Source organism: Desulfatitalea tepidiphila (assembly GCF_001293685.1).
In the GTDB taxonomy this organism is placed as follows: domain Bacteria; phylum Desulfobacterota; class Desulfobacteria; order Desulfobacterales; family Desulfosarcinaceae; genus Desulfatitalea; species Desulfatitalea tepidiphila.
The window spans coordinates 1,140,697-1,156,171 of record NZ_BCAG01000003.1 but is presented as its reverse complement, the minus strand read 5'-3'; the positions used below and the strand labels follow the sequence as shown (position 1 = coordinate 1,156,171).

The window sequence follows — 15,475 nt, the reverse complement described above, 5'->3', positions numbered from 1 at the left end:
GACCTCTAAGAGTTTTTTTCCTCGCCCGGCGCTCCATAGGTTTCGGCCAGGATCGCCCGCCAGACAGCAAGAGCCACGGGATAGGCCAGGCCGTTTAGCTCTTCGATCTCTTCAGGCGCCAAGACCATGGCAAAGGCCGCGTCCATCGCTTCCTCTGCCTGGTCTTTGGTCAGTGCCATGAGGTTGAAGCCCTGACGGCGAAGGTCTTTGACCTGGCCACGGGTCAGGGCATGGACTTCGATGATTTTACTATCGGTCAATTTGACTTCGCGCATTTTTTACCCCGCTACGATTTTTTAATAGCTTGCGACGCCATTTGTCAGTGTGGCCACCACACATGATGCAGCCGCATCGTCATCGGTATAGGCAACAAAGGGCAGACTGATCAAAATCCCCTGTGGCCCCTCGATGCCCGGCGTGTTGCGCTCAAAAATCACTTCGTTAAATGCTATTTCAAGCACATTGGTGCCCGAAGCAAACTCAATCACGATACTGCTTTCGGTGCTATTGATCGCCTTGTTGAGCAGGGTCAAGTCTTCAAAAATTGTAGTTACGTTGCCCGAAACACCCAGGATACCTTCACTGATACCTGCCCGGATGCCGCTGCCGACCGCGTAGTAGCTGAGCAGATTAAAATTTATCGAAAAATCGATGGCCGTGCACTTCGCCAGTGTGCTGCCGCCCTCTTCGATGGTTGCATCAAAGTTACTCAATGCGAGCAGTGAAGGCGTTGTGAGTGTGCCGCCGTATGCACTGGTCGAGAGCGTTTCGTTTGCGGCCTCAAGCCCGATCTTGGCCATCAATTCAGTATCACCGTCGCTCAGATCCATCGAAAAGCCCGACGTTTTGACGCCCGAATACTTCGCATAGGTGACCACGGTCGCGGCATTGGCATAGCGCAAGTCATTGACCATGGACAGCTGGCCATCGCCGACTTTGAAAACATGCTGATATGGCCCCACCCCGGTGGTGGTCGGTGCGCCAAACATGGCCTTGAACCAATAGCCTATGCTGTTCACACAAAGGGGCACTATCGCCTCGCCTGATACTTCCAAATTGCCGTTGATCGGCTTGACAGGGTTCCGGCTGCCGTTCAAGGTCTGGGCATGAATTTTATTCTGGCGTGCTGCCAATGAATAACGGTTGATCGGCAGTACGATGCCGGCCGGTGATGCCGGGTCTTGACCCCAAGTGGTTTCAAAGTCGGCTACCAGGCGGGATTTGTAACCTAGTACTTGTGCCATTTTTTTTACCTCGTATTATTCAAGGGGATCTGACCCCAAAATGAAGTGCTCGTTTATTTCGATGACCATGCCGGCCCAGGCAAAGGGGAAAGCCTCGACCACGCTGTACTCAATTTCGACCGTCTCAATCAGAGCGTTGCCCGTATCGATGCCCATGATGGCCGATTCAATCAATTTCCTGAACTCTTCGACACGCCGGATCGAATTGTATTCGAGCACCTGGCCGGTGGTGCGTGTGGTGTCGTCATAAATGCAGCAATCCACTTCGAAGGCGTGGCGCTTGGTGCTCACCCCCAGGCCGGCGCTCTTGCTGATCGGATAGAGCGTCACAAAGGGGCAATCGCTGTCACCTGGCGGGTTGCGGTGATCCAGGTTGACAAAGACCTTGTGCGCATGGCCATAGGTCGTGTTGCACCATGTGGTAAGTGCCGCGTTGGTGCTGATGGCTGTCGCCAGGTTGCCAAGTAGTGTGTTGATATTCATATGGCGCGCCTTTCCCCTCGCATGATGGGGATATCCCACGTCAGTTCATCGCCGCCACAGATCGGCGCCTGGCCGTCATCCTGGTAGACTCGCCACGTCGCCCCGTCGATGACTACCGTGTCGCGGTAGGCCGGCGCCGGCACGTCGCTGCGCCTCACGGTAAGCACGGCATGGTTGGCATAGGCCGCCTTGCCCGGTTCACTATAAGAGATATGCCCCGGTATTGCCGAACCGTTGTAAGTGATCGATTCGGCGATACCGGTATCGAACCAGACCGCCAGGGCGGCCGATTTGGCATCGTCAAGGTTCATTAGATGGTCGCTGTCACAATCACACCCGGCCGGTAGCAGATCGGCAAGGGGTTGCTCTGCGTGTGAAGGTCAACGCCACGGTTGAACTTGCGCGGTTCCTGTTTGGCGTACAGCTCAAGGCCAAGGGTATTGGCCGTCTCGGTGAAGTCGGCAGGGGCAAATAACGTTTCGAAGGTGCTCTGCCCGCCCACGGGAAAAATGTAGCCCGTATTGGCCGGAATAAATGCTACGGTGCTGCCGGCGCTGCCTGTGGCGCTTGCGCGATACTCTTCAAAGGTGATGCCGTTGAAGCGAAAACCCTTTCGATTGTCTTCGCCCAGGCGTTGGGAAGCCTCTGAGTGATACATATAGGCTTCTTTCACGTTGTCATGGCTGACAAGCGCATCGAAGAAATTTTCGTCACACAGGCAGTGCACGCCACTCATCACGTCGCCCTTGAGGTTGTCCTCGATGTGACGCACGGACTCCCGGCACTTGCCGCCCACATTGGTGGCAGAGTTATCAAGCACAAAGTCAATGGTTTTGGCCGTAATGCCGAACTCGGTATAAAGATTGTAAAGCACGGTTGAGCCGTCGGCATCGTAGATGATGCCCTTCAAGGCGCCCATGCGAAGGTGCTCCAAGGTGATGGCGTGCTTGTTGCGCATGGTTTGCAGGTGATCATTGACCACTTGCGCCAAGGCGGCCGTGCCGTCTTCCTGGCCAAAGGCCCGGATGCCCTGGTACTCATCGGGCAAGATGGTGTCATCGAGCGGGATATGCGGGATGACAAAGGTTCGAACGGTTCGCTTGCCCATGGCGTTTTGCAGGCCAGGCGCGCCCACAGGCTGTGTGGGAAGCAGGGTCAGCACCCCGGCACGCTCTTCGACCACAATGGAGCGGGTCCGAACGCCCTTGCCCGGCATGAGGTTCATCTGCTTCAAGCGGCCGTAGTTGTTCGGAAGCAGGTTGATAGCCTTGGTCAAAGACACCATGGAAAAGGCGTCGTTGGTTTCAAATGGGTTCAGCATGGATTAAGCCTCCGTTTTCGTGATGATGCCCAGGGCCAGAAGACTGGCCATGGCAGTGGCCTGTTCGCCTGAAGTAATATCACTGGGAAAGGTCAAATTGTCTTCGATGACGATGGCGTCGCGCACCAGGGCCACGCCTGAGGCGGTTTCACTTGCGGCTGTGGCGTAGTCGCCCAAAGAGATGCCGGCGGCCGACTCGGTGCCGTCATCGCCGTCCTGGTTGAAAGCCGCGTATTGACCGGAAGCGGTCACGACGCCCAGCACTTCGCCCTTGGTGATGGTCTGCGACTCGGCGATGGTGACCTTTTTCCGGCTGTAGTCGTTATCCTGTTCCCAAGCCAACCAATCAGAATTGTAGTTGCCCTCGGTAATGGCCATGATTATGCACCTCCATTGATGCCGGCCCGGCGCTTGGCGTCGGCAAGCAGGGGATTGACTTCACCTGTGCCGGTCGCTGAGACGGTAGAAAAGATAGTTTTTGAATTTTCGGCCCTGGCCGCAAGGATCGCCGCCTTGACCTGCTCGACGTTCAGGCCGTCTTTGACCACGGCCTTGATGAAGCCGACGTCGGAGACGCCCATCATGTCACACAGTTCAAGAATGCCTTCGACCGGCTTATGATCGGCCGGCATGAAGCCACAGGCCGCCATGGCCTCGGCAATCTCTTCGGGCTTTTTGCCTGCGATAAGTGCCCGTAGATCGGTTTTTAAAGTCATGTTGTTACCCTCGATGATGGTTTGAATGAACTGCTCATATGATTGGACGGCATCGGCCAGGCCGGCCGCCACTGCGTCGGCGCCTGTGTAGATGGCCGCCTCTGTTACCTTGACGGTCTGCTCGGAAAGGCCACGGTTGCGGGCCACGGTGGCGCAAAACAGATCATAGGTGGCATTGACGCGCGCCTGGATGGCGTCGGCGGCCTCTTTGCTCAAGGCTTCGTGTGGGTTGCCGTCGGTCTTTTTACTGCCGGCATGGATCGCGGTATACTTGAGGCCGGTCTTTGCATCCAGGCCGGATTGATCCACATGAACCGCCATGACGCCCACGCTGCCGACCGCAGCCGTTCGGGTCAGGTAGACTCTATCCGCTGCGCTCGCAATCGCGTAGGCGGCCGATAAGGCGGCCTCATTGGCTATCGCGTAGATGGGCTTTGTGCCGCGCGCCTGGTAGATCTCATCCACCAGATCGAAGCACCCGGCCACCTCGCCCCCGGCGCTGTCGATGTCAAAGACGATAGCGCCCACGGCATCGTCGGCCAGGGCGGATTGAAAGGCCGCTCGGATCTGGTCATATGTGGCCGTGTCGCCGAACAGCATCGACAAGAAGCCCCCCTGCGCCCGGTGCGATAGCGGCCCATGGATGGATATGACCGCCAGGGCTTTGGAATGTGTGGTGAAAGATTTTTCCAATGCTGCGCCCTGGCGGTATGGGGAAGCTAAAAAAATCGGATCGATCATTAAATCATTCATTGTTGCTCGGTTCCTGTGTGGGGATGCCGGCATCCTTGGCGCGCCGGCCGTCGCTGTCATAGGAAAGGCCCAGGGCATCGGTGCGCCAATTGTCTTCGGCCTGCTCCATGTCAACCTCTTCGACGTCGCGGCCTCGCTCGGCCACTGCCTCGGCACGGGATTTCAAGCCGCTGCGAATGGCCATCTGTTCGGCTTTCAGGTCCTTTTCGGGATCTACCCAGGGCCAGCCGTCAGGGCACCACTTGATGCGGTAATACTGCTGACGGTGCTCGATAAAATCGATGATTTTGACAGCGCCCGATAGCACAGCCTGGTCGATCCAGTAGCGCGCCACAGGCTGACAGAGTTGAAAGGCCAGCACATTGCCGATGATTTGAAGGCAAAAGCGTTGAAATTCCAGGTTTCCGGCACGGATCGAAGAGTAGTTCACGCCGGAAAGATCGCCGGACAATTTTTCATAGGTCAGGCCGCCGAAGCCGCGCGCTATGCGCCGTTCCATGTGTTTGACGAACGCCTCATAGCTGCCGCCTACGTCGGCGGGTTCTGAAAATTTCACGTCCATGCCCGGCGGTAATGTGGGAAAGCTGCCCGGTTCAAGGGCCAAGACCTCTTGCCCTGTGGCGTCTATGCCAGACTGCCCCAGGATGTCAGGAACGCTGTCGATGCCCTCAGGCGGTACGGTCACGAATCCGCCGAACATCGCCGTCGAAGACTTACGCACCTGCTCCGCATCGAGGTATTTATTCAGCTCATGCAGTGTGGTGATGACGGCAGATAACCACGGCCGGCCGCGTTTCTGGCCGGGTCGTAAAGGCCGGTAGACGTGAAGGATCTCGCTTGCCGGGATTCGAACGCGGGTCACGGTGTCGGCCGTTATAAAAGCCTCGCCTGGATGGTCTTTAAACAGGTGATAAGCAACACGCCGGCCGGATGCGTCGAACTCGATGCCCATACGGATCTCTCGGCCGTTGTCCAGTGTGGTCGAGTAGGTTTCGTCCAGGTGGTCGGCCTCGATTATCTGGATTTTAAGAGGCACGGCCATGCGCCCCGGCCGCTGAGGTAAGAAGCGAATGAGCACTTCGCCTGATTCGATCATGGAGCGTGCCGCAAGCGCCTGCATGCCGTAAAAGTCGGCGATGCCGTCATGATCGCACTGCATGGCCCAGTCGGCCCACAGCTGTTGAAGCTGTGCCTTCAATGTGGCATCGGATAGCTGCCATCGTGGCGATATGCCGCTGCCGACCAGGTTTGACACCAGGGTGTCAAGACCGGCGCCGGCCAGAGGATCGTTGCGTACAAGCTCACGGGATCGCGCGCGAAGGGTCGCCAGGCTGCCATAGAGCGAAGCGTCAGGCCCCAGGGTTGAAGTGCCCCACAGGTTCAGGCGCCTGGTGAAGCCTGCGGCCTCATAGGTGCTGCTTTGTGCTTTGATCCTGTTGCCGTGTGGGTCTAAAATTTTCAGGTAGGCCATATTGATCAAAAACCCTTGCTGGTCGAAGCCCTCAAGCATTTATAGCTTGGATACAAGCCCTGATATCTTCGCAGTTCAGCGAGCGTGTCGGCCTCTAATTTTTGAAGTGCTACCAGGTCGGCCTGGCCGTATTCAATGCTCTTGCCCGCTATGGTCAATCTGGTGACACGTTGGCCAGCAAGCAATTCGGCAATGGCGCCATGAATGGCCTCGGCACGCTCTTCTAATGCTGCACTGCGAAAATCGGTTGCTATAAAAAGGCCATCGTCATGATTGAAAGCCATAAAATTCATCTTTCATGGAAGGGCGTCGGGCAAGGCCGGCTCGACACAGCCTTGCCCGACAAGGGGCCAAATATCCGAACCGATACTAGCATTTGCATGAGATTTAAAAAAAGAGAAGGGGCCTAATCGGGCTTATTCGGCTTATTCGGCAAGTTTTTTTTGTCACCTTGGCTTGGTGACACCTAAAAATGGCAGGAAATAACATTACTGAAGGTAAGAAAATTGTCGCTTTTACCGATCAATTATTACCGGTAGTGATAATTCGCGTTTTTTGTTTGCAATCCCCTTTTGGTGGTGGTCAAGGTGAATAAATTTTCAATCAATACTTCCAACGAAAGGGATAAAAAATGGATGACGGGAATCGGGTCGATGAAATTTCAGAATTGATGAATTTGGCGATTGAGGTGGTCAAAAACAAGGATAGGTCAAAAGCGGATCGTGAAAGGTATGAGAGGTTGAAGAAGCTGATCGGGTAAGAAACAAAAAAGGCCGCCCACATTATGTAATTTGTGGTCGGCCTTTAATCGCCGAATATCCAATGAACATAAATGATTATTTAATAAATTCCTTCATAAATGAATCGTGCTCTATATACTGCGCCATGTCGGTCCCCTTAAACATTTTGACTAAGCTCTCTTCCTTAATAACCAGTTTTTCTGTTTTTGTGATGAAAACTGGTTCTCCATCTGGCCCTAATCCTTCAAGGTGAATGAAATATTCACCAGGCACCATAGAATTAGTGGCTATTGATTGGTTCTCGTATTCCCATATAGGAAAAAAATAGGGATAAATATTTAATCTTTCTTTAGGTCCTACCGAAGTTCCAGGGAAAATATCACTAATCCTGGAAGCATCGGTTGTATTCTCTCGGTGGACTATACTTTCCGTATTCATTTCGGTCATACATTTGAATAGCCATCTTTTTTTTGTATTTTTAGCATCGCGGGAAATTAAATAAATTAAAGAAATATGCGCGAACTTGCTGCCTTTATTCGAAATGACCAAGGGAATACAAAACGTAGGCGAGAAAGCTTGAGATCCGATATATTTTTTTATAATTTCATCTGGCAGTTTATAATTCTGTACCTTCATATTTTCAAAAATTTCGTTTAATCTATCCTTGTCCTTCCGTTCAATCGCTTTAAAGAAATCAGGAAACTGCTTCAAATCTTCTAATCTGATATTGTTTCTAGCATTTTGTTTCTCCGAGTCATCTCCAAAAAGAAGTATATTGACAAAATGGTCTTTTATTATTTTTTGCCTGTTACCCTCCGGCAATTTCGCCATGATGATCTGGGAGTAATTCGCAGCAATATCATACGTCTGAAGAAATTCCTTGTAAATAACTACTATAAAAGATCCTAATGCAATAATGACTGAAAAGATAGATACCCATAATGCGAGGCGCTGTCGATTTAATATTTTAACCTTTATTGGATAGTTTTTTATGGCGTTTAGTAACTCAGACCCTTCGTTCGTTTTGGTATTTGGCTTTTTACTCTGCTTCTTAATCACCATATCCCACCGGCTCCAAAATCAATAAAAGAAGTCCTTGCACTATTCTTGTACAAAAATAAACCATAACATATTTATTTAATATCTATTTAAATCTACTTTGTACAAAGTTTTACACCCTTATGTTTGTTCTTTTGCATCATTGACTTTTATAAAGTTAAACCTCGAAAAATTTTTAACCAAATTATTCAAAATCTTTAATTCCTGATATTTAATTTATAAATGTAGCCTTCACGCGTTTTGATACCTGAAAATATCGTATCCAAATTATAGTTCCGATTATTGATCCAATCATGTCTCGACCAAAATCTGCTAAGGACCACTTATCTCCGATAATGTATAGAATTGCCAATTCAATAAAAATTATACAAAGAATGAAAATTAACATATTGATAAAGATGCGAGGCGTTTTTCTCTTTTTGCGAAAAAATAAAGTTGCAGTATAAATCATAAATATAACGCCGCTAAGCAGCAGTATTAAAATAAACGCAAAGGGGACAGCAATGTCTTCCCCGATTACATCCGGCAAGATTTTTAGAAACGGGATTAATTTAATGACTGTGATAATCGGTCCAATAATTAAACCAGCGGCTGGTAAAATTAACCAGCCACCGATACTATTCAGTCTTTCTGTTGGATTATTTAAATATGGTTCTGCAATCTGGCCAGATTGAAAGTCATATCCACAATCACACCTAAGGGCTGATTCAGAGTTCGCTAAACCGCAATTAGGACAATCCATGATGTCTCCAATGGGTTCAGATAGAGAACCGAAATTCCAAATTTGTTGATGGACAGACTATCGATTAGTATTTTTGATTTAATTATGTCAAGCTGTTATCAAAAAAAAGAGCCAATCACATTCAAGTGACCGGCCTTCTTTTGTTTATAGTGCGTACGGGTTAAATCAGCTCTTTGGGTATTCGATGGTCAACTGTCCAGTCTATTAATAGGATTTTATCCCATGCACTTTTTGGTCAACATTTGGTCAACAAATCTTATATCTATGCCTACTTTTATCTGTGTTTATCTGTGTTACAAAAAGGGTGTAAAATAGAATTTTACACCTTGATTTCATTAATATTTATCACCATGATATTGTTATACTTTTTTTTGCCTAAAAATGGGGTTTTGGCCGGTTCGATTCCCATGCACTTCCGCCACTTATCCCCTCCCCACACCTTGTAAATTCGCATACTTCTATCACCCTCCGGTACCTTTAGGCAAGCAAATAGCGAGTCCAAAACGAGTCCAAAATCAATGGCCTGGGGCCGCCACTCGCCAGCACTTTGACGTTCAGGATGATCGAACCTATCCCCCTGGACGGCATCCAAGTGGGCCACCTTCCTTTTTTGTGCCCTGCGCTCACCGATCGCAATCAACCCCCATGTCATTATTTGATGCCGCGGAATGCGATACCGCCCACCATCAAATCGACAGCATTCCTTTTACATCGTTGCCCTTGACGCATCGCCGCGTTGACGGTCGCTCGAGACGGCCGCCCGCGGCTTTTTTTTGTGCCCGACCGCCGTCGCCGCGTCCCCGCACCCCCGCCAAAAGAAAAACAGGCCAATGGTCCGATGGCCTACAGGGGTCGCGGGTCCTTCCTGGTGATTTCCAGGAGCGGTTTCACATCTCGCCCCCGGTGCGTCCAGGTGAAAAATAAATTCGGCGCGGAAAATGGAATGGCCGTGGAAACGTGGCCGTTTTTGACGGGGTTGACGCTCGATGGCTGACGATCGGGGCGATCAGGACAAGGGGGTATCGATGGAGAGCAATGTGATCCCGCTGGCCGAACGGGCAGCCGGCAAGGAAAAGGTGGCAGAAATCCGCGACCAGGTCGAGGCGAGAAAAGCCGAGGAGGCCGAAAAGTACGGCGGCGGTGACGACGGGGGCGACGATGTCTCGAGCGCATTCGTCCGGGACTGCCTGAAAATGAACGAGCTCGGAGACGGGATCCTGTTCCGAGAGTTGCACCGGGGCAAGTTCATCTTCAACAAGGCCATGGACGCCTGGATGATCTGGGCCGGCCACTATTGGGACATCGACACCATGGAGCTTGCCAAGATGTCGGTTGAAAACGTGGTGGCCAAGTACATCCGGGAGGTGGTGCGGGTGTGCGCCGAGATCCGGGAGCTTGACGGCAAGGACGCGGCCCGGGAGCGGTCGCTGGGGGCCCTGCGCGATGCCCTCAACCAGCGCATTTCGGCCCTGCGCACCACCCGCCGGCGCAACAACTGCCTGGGCATGGCCCACACCTGCGAGGAAGCCATCGCCATCCATGGCGAGGAGATCGACCGCAAGCCCTGGCTTCTCGCCTGCAAAAACGCCGTGGTCGACCTGCGCACCGGAAAGTCCCGCGACGGTCGGCCCGAGGACTTTTTGCACAAGCACGCCGCGGCCGAGTGGAAAGGGATCGACGAGCCATGCCCCGAGTGGGAACGGTTCCTCGCCCAGATCCTGGAAGAAGACCACCTGGATCCCAAAGAGGGCCGGCCCATGTGTGAGTTCATGCAGCGGCTGCTCGGCCAGGCCATCGTGGGGGAGACGGCCGAGCACATCTTTGCCGTGTTCGAGGGCGCCGGCCGAAACGGAAAGGGCACCATCCAACGCATTTTGATCCACGTCCTGGGCAACCTGGCCGGGCCGGTCCGATCCGAGATGCTGCTCGATCAATCCAGGAACATCTCATCTGCCGGGCCCACGCCGGACATCATGGCCTTGCGCGGCCTTCGCGTGGCCTTTGCCTCGGAGACGGACGAGGGCTGCCGGGTGTCGGCCTCCCGGGTCAAGTGGATGACCGGCGGCGACGAGCTCACCGGCCGCAGCCCCCACGACAAGTACGAGGTGAGCTGGCACCCCACCCACAGCCTGTTTTTAATGACCAACAGCAAGCCGATCGCGCCAGCCGAGGACTTTGCCTTCTGGCAGCGCATGCACCTGGTGCCGTTCCGGCTGTCTTTCGTCAAGCGCGAACCGCAGCGCGACAATGAGCGCATGGCGGATCCGGATCTTGAATCCCGTCTGCTGAAAGAAGACTCCGGCATCCTCGCCTGGCTGTTGCGCGGGTGTTTGCAGTGGCAGCAGATCGGGCTCAAGCCGCCGCCCCAGGTGCTGGAGGCCAACGCCCAGTACCAGGCCGACGAAGATAACGTGGGCGCTTTTATAGATCACTGCTGTGTGGTCGATCCAGACAACGACCAGATGCACGCCGGCGCAACTCAGCTCTACGAGGCCTTCGAGGCCTGGTGGAAAAAGTTCGTGTCCAACTACCCGATGAAACAAAAGAAGTTCGGCCAGGCCATGCGCAAGCGCTTCCGCAGCGAGAAGGTCGGCGGCATCTATCGCTATTACGGCGTCGGCCTGCTCTCCACCATAGACGATCCATAACAGGACCATTGGGACCATTGGACGGATGGTCCTGATGTTCGTCCAGAGGCGGCCGGCCTTTTAACCGGCTGAAACGTTACAAAAAATTAAGCGCGGCACAGCTGCGCAGGACCATAGGACCATTTCTCACCAAATTTTCAAATGTTTTGAGGGTACTAATGTTTTTCTTTTTTATGTAGTGATGGTCCTATGGTCCTAAAAATATAAAATAATAATAGATAACAGCTTCTTAACCTGGCAGGACCATTGCTGGACCATTGCCGAAATGGTCCCCAAAATCGCCCAATGGTCCTGATAAGGCCAAAACACCATGAACGTCATCGACCTGGTGCGCAGAAAAGGCATCGAACCCCGGCGGGCATCCTCGGCCAAGGGCGGCGAGTGGCACAGCAGCTGCCCGATCTGCGGCGACGGGGGCAAGGGCGCCGCGTCGGACCGATTCCATATCTGGCCGGCACAAAATGAGGGCAAGGGATCCTGGTGGTGCCGTGTTGAAAACAAGGGCGGCGACCGCATCGCCCTGGTGATGGCCATGGACGGTTTGTCCTACAAGGAGGCCTGCGCGGCCCTGGGCGTCGACAGGCCCGAAGCGCCATCCGTTCCCATCAAGCCTCGATCCTCCGGCCGGCACCGCCCATCGCCCGACCGGCCGGCCTCTACCTACCAGGAACCGGCCGACAAGTGGCGCGAGCATGCCGAAAAGTTCGCCGCCTGGGCCCATGAGCAGCTCGTCGAACACCACCCGGATCAGATGCGCTACCTTGCCGGCCGGGGCATCGATCCGTCCACCGTGCTGCGCTGGGGCCTGGGCTATAACCCCGGCAACGACGGCAAGGACCTGTTCCGGGCTCGGGAGGCCTGGGGCCTTGAGATCGTCGAAAAGGACGGCAAGAAAAAGAAGCTGTGGATCCCCCGGGGCCTGGTGATCCCCTACCGACGGGATGGCGTGCTCCAGCGCATCCGGATCCGCCGGCCAAAAGAGCACCTGCGAAGCGAAAAGGACCCGCGCTACTACATGCTCCCTGGTTCCTCGGGCATGCCCTGGCTGATCGGGGAAAAGCGCCGGGCCTACATCGTGATCGAAACCGAGCTCGACGGCCTGCTGGTCGACCAGGAGGCCTGCGACCTGGTGGGCGTGTTGTCGCTGGGCGCTGCGTCCAACATGCCCGACGACTACTGCCACCAGCACCTTGCCGAGGCCCTGGTGATCTTAAACGCCCTTGATTTTGACCAGGCCGGGGGCAAGGCCTGGCCCAAGTGGCAGGCGGCCTATCCCCAGGCCGAGCGCTGGCCGGTACCGGTCGGCAAAGACCCCGGCGACGCCTGCCGTGCCGGCGTGGACATCCGGGCCTGGGTGCTGGCCGGCCTGCCGCCCGCCTGGCATGTCCAAATATCGCCGTTTGCGGCCCAGGGCCTCAAACGAGCCGAAGCCCAGGCGCCGCCACAATCGCAAAACGCGCCTGCCCCTGATCCGGATCCGGAACCGCCACCACCGGCACCGCAAAGCGTCCCTGTCCCGGCCCCCGAGCCGCCGCCGGCGCAGCCCCAGGGCCGCGGCCTTGCCGCAACCGTCATCGAGCTGGGCGACCTGCTGCGGCGGTACCCGGTCCGGATCATCAACACCGAAAAGCGCACCGCCATCGAAAAGCCAAGCCAGTTCAGAAACGATGCCGCAGAAAAACGCATATCAACCCTGGTCTTTTTCGATCCGGACTGCCGGGCGCACCTGTTCAATCATCCGGAAGAGCTGGTCCACGGCCACAACTATCTCATCGGCGGATCCCTGGCGCCGAACACCGCAAATCAAGGAGGGAACCAACATGGGTAAACAGAGCCTGATCAAACTAACCGCATCACGCAAAACCAATAGCGCCGCCGGCGACAAGCTGACGGCCATGGCGCTGTCCAGGATCAAGCCCAACCCCTGGAACACCAAATCCCGGTCCCGCTACTGCGGCCGGGAGTTCGAGGAGCTGGTCGCCTCCATCGAGAAAAAGGGCCTGATCCAGCCCGTGGTGGTGCGGCCGGTGGAAGAAAACAACGGCGTGGACCATGAGATCGTGTGCGGCGAGCGGCGCTTCAAAGCCTGCCTTGCCATCGCCAATAAAAACGGCGGGCCGGCGAAGAATACGATTCTTTCCCTGGTCCGTCGCCTGACCGATGACGAGGCCTTCGACCTGACCATCATCGAAAACCTGCAGCGCCAGGATCTAAACCCCCTGGAAGAGGCCCAGTCATTCAAGCAATTTTTGCAAAAACGCGGCGACGATGCCGCGGCCGACCTGGCCGACCGCATCGGTGTGAGCGAATCGTACATCCGCCGGCGCGTGGCCGTGTTGGACCTTCCGCAACCGGCGCTAAAGGCCTGGCAGCGGGGCCAGATGACCTACGGGCACCTGGAGCAGCTGCGACGGCTCAAGGACAAAAAGCAGATCGCCCGCTTTGTCGCCCAGATCGTCCACCGCGCGTCCGACACCGATGGGTGGGAAGGTGCCATGACCGTGCGCGAGCTCAAGCACGATATCGATATGGAGTCGCCCAGTCTCAAGGAGACAATCTTCGATCAGAAGCAGGCCGGCTGCCGGCAGTGCTACAGCAACAGCAGCGTGCAGAAAAAACTCTTTGCTTCCGACGAGGATGACGATCTTAAATGCCTCAATCTCAAATGCTACAAGCAGCAGGTGAACAACCACCTGCTCGCCCACTGGGATGAAGAGTTTAAGCCCCAGTACGGCACCAACGGCTTTGTCTTCGAGTCGAATATCAGCTGGAACGATTACGAGCGGATCGATGCCAAAATCCGGGCGGCCTGCAAAAAATGCCCCCACCTGGTGACCGTCGTCGAGATTGACGGCAGCGTGCAATCCCACAGAAAGCGCGTGTGCACCGGCGACAAGGCATGCCTCAAAGGCATCTACCGAGCGAAGTCAACCTCAGGCGAAGACGATGCCGATCCGCAAAACGCCGCCCAGGCCAAGGCCGAGACCCGGGCCGCCAATCACGGCACCGAGTTCAGGGAGCTGTTTTACGCCGAGGCCCTGCCAAAAAAGTTCATGGACCTGATCTCGGGCCACCTGGCCGTGCTCCAGGCCACCATTATCGCCTTTAGCGTCGTTCACTACGGCGCAAACGACTGGATCCGCAAGCGCCTCGGCCTGAGCGAAACGGAAGACCTTTGGAACACCGACAAGTTAATGGAAAAAGTCTTTGCCTTGAATGACGAGCAGGCCGATAAGCTCCTTCACGAGCTCGCCATCGATATCGTGATGAAGCATGCCTCTCCTGTGATCCGCCGGGCCCTGGCCGACCGGATCGGCATCGATCTGGCCGCCGAGTGGGCCGTCACCGAAGCGTATCTCAAAAAGAAAACCATCGCCGAGATGCTGGCCATGGGCAAGGACCTGGAGATCTTTGAAGACGACCAGGTGATGAACTACACCGTGGCCGCCCACGGCCATACAAACTTCCACCAGCTCAAAAAGGCCGAGCTGATGAAGGTCTTTTTACAATCCGGCATCGACCTGACCGGCAAGGTGCCCGCGGAGATCCTGGCGTGACCGCTTCCAGAATCGAAAAACTGTTCGCCGTGGTCGGCGACGACCAGAAAGAGATCCTTTCGACGCTGCAGAAAGCCGCCGCCGATACCCTGGCCGCCTACAAGGCGGACAATTCGGCGGCCAGGCTGCGCGACCACCAGGCCGCCTCATCGGCCCTGGATCAAATGCTCTCCGACCTTGAGTCCAGGCACTTCGGAAAACCGCAGTCCTTTGCCAACGTCAAGGAGGCCCTCGAGTTCCTAAAGGCGCAGGGCTACAAGATCGCCAAGTCCAAGATGTACGCCGACGCCCAGCGCGGGATCCTGGCCGTCCAGGAGGACCGCAGCGTGCTCGAAAGCGATGTGCTTGCCTATGCGGTCCGGGCCGGCCTTGAAAAGACCCCGGAAAAAAGCACAAAGGTCGACGATCGAATCTTTGCCGACAAGGCCTCGGCCGAGCTGGACCTGTTGCGGGCCCGTGAGGCCAAGCTGCGCTTCGAGCACGAGCGCGAGATGGGGCTTTACCTGCCCAAGGCCGACGTGCGGGCCGAGCTGGCCATGAAACTGGGGGCCATCGAGGCCGGCGTCAAGAACCTGATCGCCGTCAACCTGGTGGAGTGGATCGAGTCGGTGGGCGGGGATCCCAAGCTCTCCGAAGACCTGCAAGGCACCATTTTCGAAGAGATTGACGCCTTGATGAATGAGTTTTGCAACTTCGACGAGCTGCAGATCGCACTGCAGCCGGCCGGGCCGGAGCGATAGC

The 15,475-nt window shown here is 55.1% G+C and carries 16 protein-coding genes; 4 read left to right on the top strand and 12 right to left on the bottom strand.

What is annotated here, in order from left to right:
- Nucleotides 1–5: 5 nt before the first annotated feature.
- The 12 genes from DFT_RS09795 to DFT_RS09740 form a co-directional block, all read right to left on the bottom strand.
- Nucleotides 6–275, bottom strand: a complete 270-nt coding sequence (locus DFT_RS09795; RefSeq protein WP_054031021.1) for a hypothetical protein — start codon at nt 273–275, stop codon at nt 6–8.
- A gap of 21 nt (nt 276–296) precedes the next feature.
- On the bottom strand, nt 297–1,244 hold the full coding sequence (locus DFT_RS09790) for a phage tail tube protein (RefSeq protein ID WP_054031020.1): 948 nt from the start codon (nt 1,242–1,244) through the stop codon (nt 297–299).
- 15 nt (nt 1,245–1,259) lie between these two features.
- Nucleotides 1,260–1,727, bottom strand: coding sequence for a hypothetical protein (locus DFT_RS09785; protein ID WP_054031019.1), 468 nt, complete (start codon nt 1,725–1,727; stop codon nt 1,260–1,262).
- On the bottom strand, nt 1,724–2,038 hold the full coding sequence (locus DFT_RS09780) for a head-tail joining protein (protein WP_054031018.1): 315 nt from the start codon (nt 2,036–2,038) through the stop codon (nt 1,724–1,726). Before DFT_RS09780 ends, DFT_RS09785 begins: the two co-directional genes overlap by 4 nt.
- Nucleotides 2,038–3,048 (bottom strand): major capsid protein, encoded by a 1,011-nt coding sequence (locus DFT_RS09775; protein WP_054031017.1) that lies wholly within the window; start codon nt 3,046–3,048, stop codon nt 2,038–2,040. Before DFT_RS09775 ends, DFT_RS09780 begins: the two co-directional genes overlap by 1 nt.
- Before the next feature lie 3 nt (nt 3,049–3,051).
- The gene (locus tag DFT_RS09770) at nt 3,052–3,426 is read right to left on the bottom strand and encodes a head decoration protein (protein WP_054031016.1); all 375 of its coding nucleotides are present in this window, start codon (nt 3,424–3,426) and stop codon (nt 3,052–3,054) included.
- A 2-nt stretch (nt 3,427–3,428) separates the two neighbouring features.
- A complete protein-coding gene (locus tag DFT_RS09765; protein WP_054031015.1) occupies nt 3,429–4,517 on the bottom strand; it encodes a S49 family peptidase in 1,089 nt (362 codons plus the stop codon).
- Nucleotides 4,510–5,988 carry a phage portal protein gene (locus DFT_RS09760; protein WP_054031014.1) on the bottom strand — a complete coding sequence of 493 codons (1,479 nt, stop codon included), beginning with the start codon at nt 5,986–5,988 and terminating at the stop codon, nt 4,510–4,512. Before DFT_RS09760 ends, DFT_RS09765 begins: the two co-directional genes overlap by 8 nt.
- Before the next feature lie 5 nt (nt 5,989–5,993).
- The gene (locus DFT_RS09755) at nt 5,994–6,272 is read right to left on the bottom strand and encodes a hypothetical protein (protein WP_054031013.1); all 279 of its coding nucleotides are present in this window, start codon (nt 6,270–6,272) and stop codon (nt 5,994–5,996) included.
- A 552-nt stretch (nt 6,273–6,824) separates the two neighbouring features.
- Nucleotides 6,825–7,790 carry a hypothetical protein gene (locus DFT_RS09750; protein ID WP_054031012.1) on the bottom strand — a complete coding sequence of 322 codons (966 nt, stop codon included), beginning with the start codon at nt 7,788–7,790 and terminating at the stop codon, nt 6,825–6,827.
- Nucleotides 7,791–7,998: 208 nt separating this feature from the next.
- Entirely contained in the window at nt 7,999–8,529 is a 531-nt protein-coding gene (locus DFT_RS09745; RefSeq protein ID WP_054031011.1) for a DUF2569 domain-containing protein, read from the bottom strand.
- A gap of 319 nt (nt 8,530–8,848) precedes the next feature.
- On the bottom strand, nt 8,849–9,121 hold the full coding sequence (locus DFT_RS09740) for a hypothetical protein (RefSeq protein ID WP_152971929.1): 273 nt from the start codon (nt 9,119–9,121) through the stop codon (nt 8,849–8,851).
- A 394-nt stretch (nt 9,122–9,515) separates the two neighbouring features.
- Here DFT_RS09740 and DFT_RS09735 point away from each other — a divergent pair, with 394 nt between their 5' ends.
- The 4 genes from DFT_RS09735 (at nt 9,516) to DFT_RS09720 (ending at nt 15,474) form a co-directional block, all read left to right on the top strand.
- Entirely contained in the window at nt 9,516–11,177 is a 1,662-nt protein-coding gene (locus DFT_RS09735) for a DNA primase family protein (RefSeq protein ID WP_235506202.1), read from the top strand.
- Nucleotides 11,178–11,487: 310 nt separating this feature from the next.
- A complete protein-coding gene (locus DFT_RS26215; RefSeq protein ID WP_054031009.1) occupies nt 11,488–13,005 on the top strand; it encodes a hypothetical protein in 1,518 nt (505 codons plus the stop codon).
- Nucleotides 12,998–14,734 carry a ParB/RepB/Spo0J family partition protein gene (locus DFT_RS09725; RefSeq protein ID WP_054031008.1) on the top strand — a complete coding sequence of 579 codons (1,737 nt, stop codon included), beginning with the start codon at nt 12,998–13,000 and terminating at the stop codon, nt 14,732–14,734. Before DFT_RS26215 ends, DFT_RS09725 begins: the two co-directional genes overlap by 8 nt.
- Nucleotides 14,731–15,474 carry a hypothetical protein gene (locus DFT_RS09720; RefSeq protein ID WP_054031007.1) on the top strand — a complete coding sequence of 248 codons (744 nt, stop codon included), beginning with the start codon at nt 14,731–14,733 and terminating at the stop codon, nt 15,472–15,474. Before DFT_RS09725 ends, DFT_RS09720 begins: the two co-directional genes overlap by 4 nt.
- Nucleotide 15,475: the final 1 nt, after the last annotated feature.

Coding starts and splice junctions, on each gene's coding strand:
- DFT_RS09795 (WP_054031021.1), bottom strand. CDS start 275: ATGCGCGAAGTCAAATTGACCGATAGTAAAATCATCGAAGTCCATGCC.
- DFT_RS09790 (WP_054031020.1), bottom strand. CDS start 1,244: ATGGCACAAGTACTAGGTTACAAATCCCGCCTGGTAGCCGACTTTGAA.
- DFT_RS09785 (WP_054031019.1), bottom strand. CDS start 1,727: ATGAATATCAACACACTACTTGGCAACCTGGCGACAGCCATCAGCACC.
- DFT_RS09780 (WP_054031018.1), bottom strand. CDS start 2,038: ATGAACCTTGACGATGCCAAATCGGCCGCCCTGGCGGTCTGGTTCGAT.
- DFT_RS09775 (WP_054031017.1), bottom strand. CDS start 3,048: ATGCTGAACCCATTTGAAACCAACGACGCCTTTTCCATGGTGTCTTTG.
- DFT_RS09770 (WP_054031016.1), bottom strand. CDS start 3,426: ATGGCCATTACCGAGGGCAACTACAATTCTGATTGGTTGGCTTGGGAA.
- DFT_RS09765 (WP_054031015.1), bottom strand. CDS start 4,517: ATGAATGATTTAATGATCGATCCGATTTTTTTAGCTTCCCCATACCGC.
- DFT_RS09760 (WP_054031014.1), bottom strand. CDS start 5,988: ATGGCCTACCTGAAAATTTTAGACCCACACGGCAACAGGATCAAAGCA.
- DFT_RS09755 (WP_054031013.1), bottom strand. CDS start 6,272: ATGGCTTTCAATCATGACGATGGCCTTTTTATAGCAACCGATTTTCGC.
- DFT_RS09750 (WP_054031012.1), bottom strand. CDS start 7,790: ATGGTGATTAAGAAGCAGAGTAAAAAGCCAAATACCAAAACGAACGAA.
- DFT_RS09745 (WP_054031011.1), bottom strand. CDS start 8,529: ATGGATTGTCCTAATTGCGGTTTAGCGAACTCTGAATCAGCCCTTAGG.
- DFT_RS09735 (WP_235506202.1), top strand. CDS start 9,516: ATGGCTGACGATCGGGGCGATCAGGACAAGGGGGTATCGATGGAGAGC.
- DFT_RS26215 (WP_054031009.1), top strand. CDS start 11,488: ATGAACGTCATCGACCTGGTGCGCAGAAAAGGCATCGAACCCCGGCGG.
- DFT_RS09725 (WP_054031008.1), top strand. CDS start 12,998: ATGGGTAAACAGAGCCTGATCAAACTAACCGCATCACGCAAAACCAAT.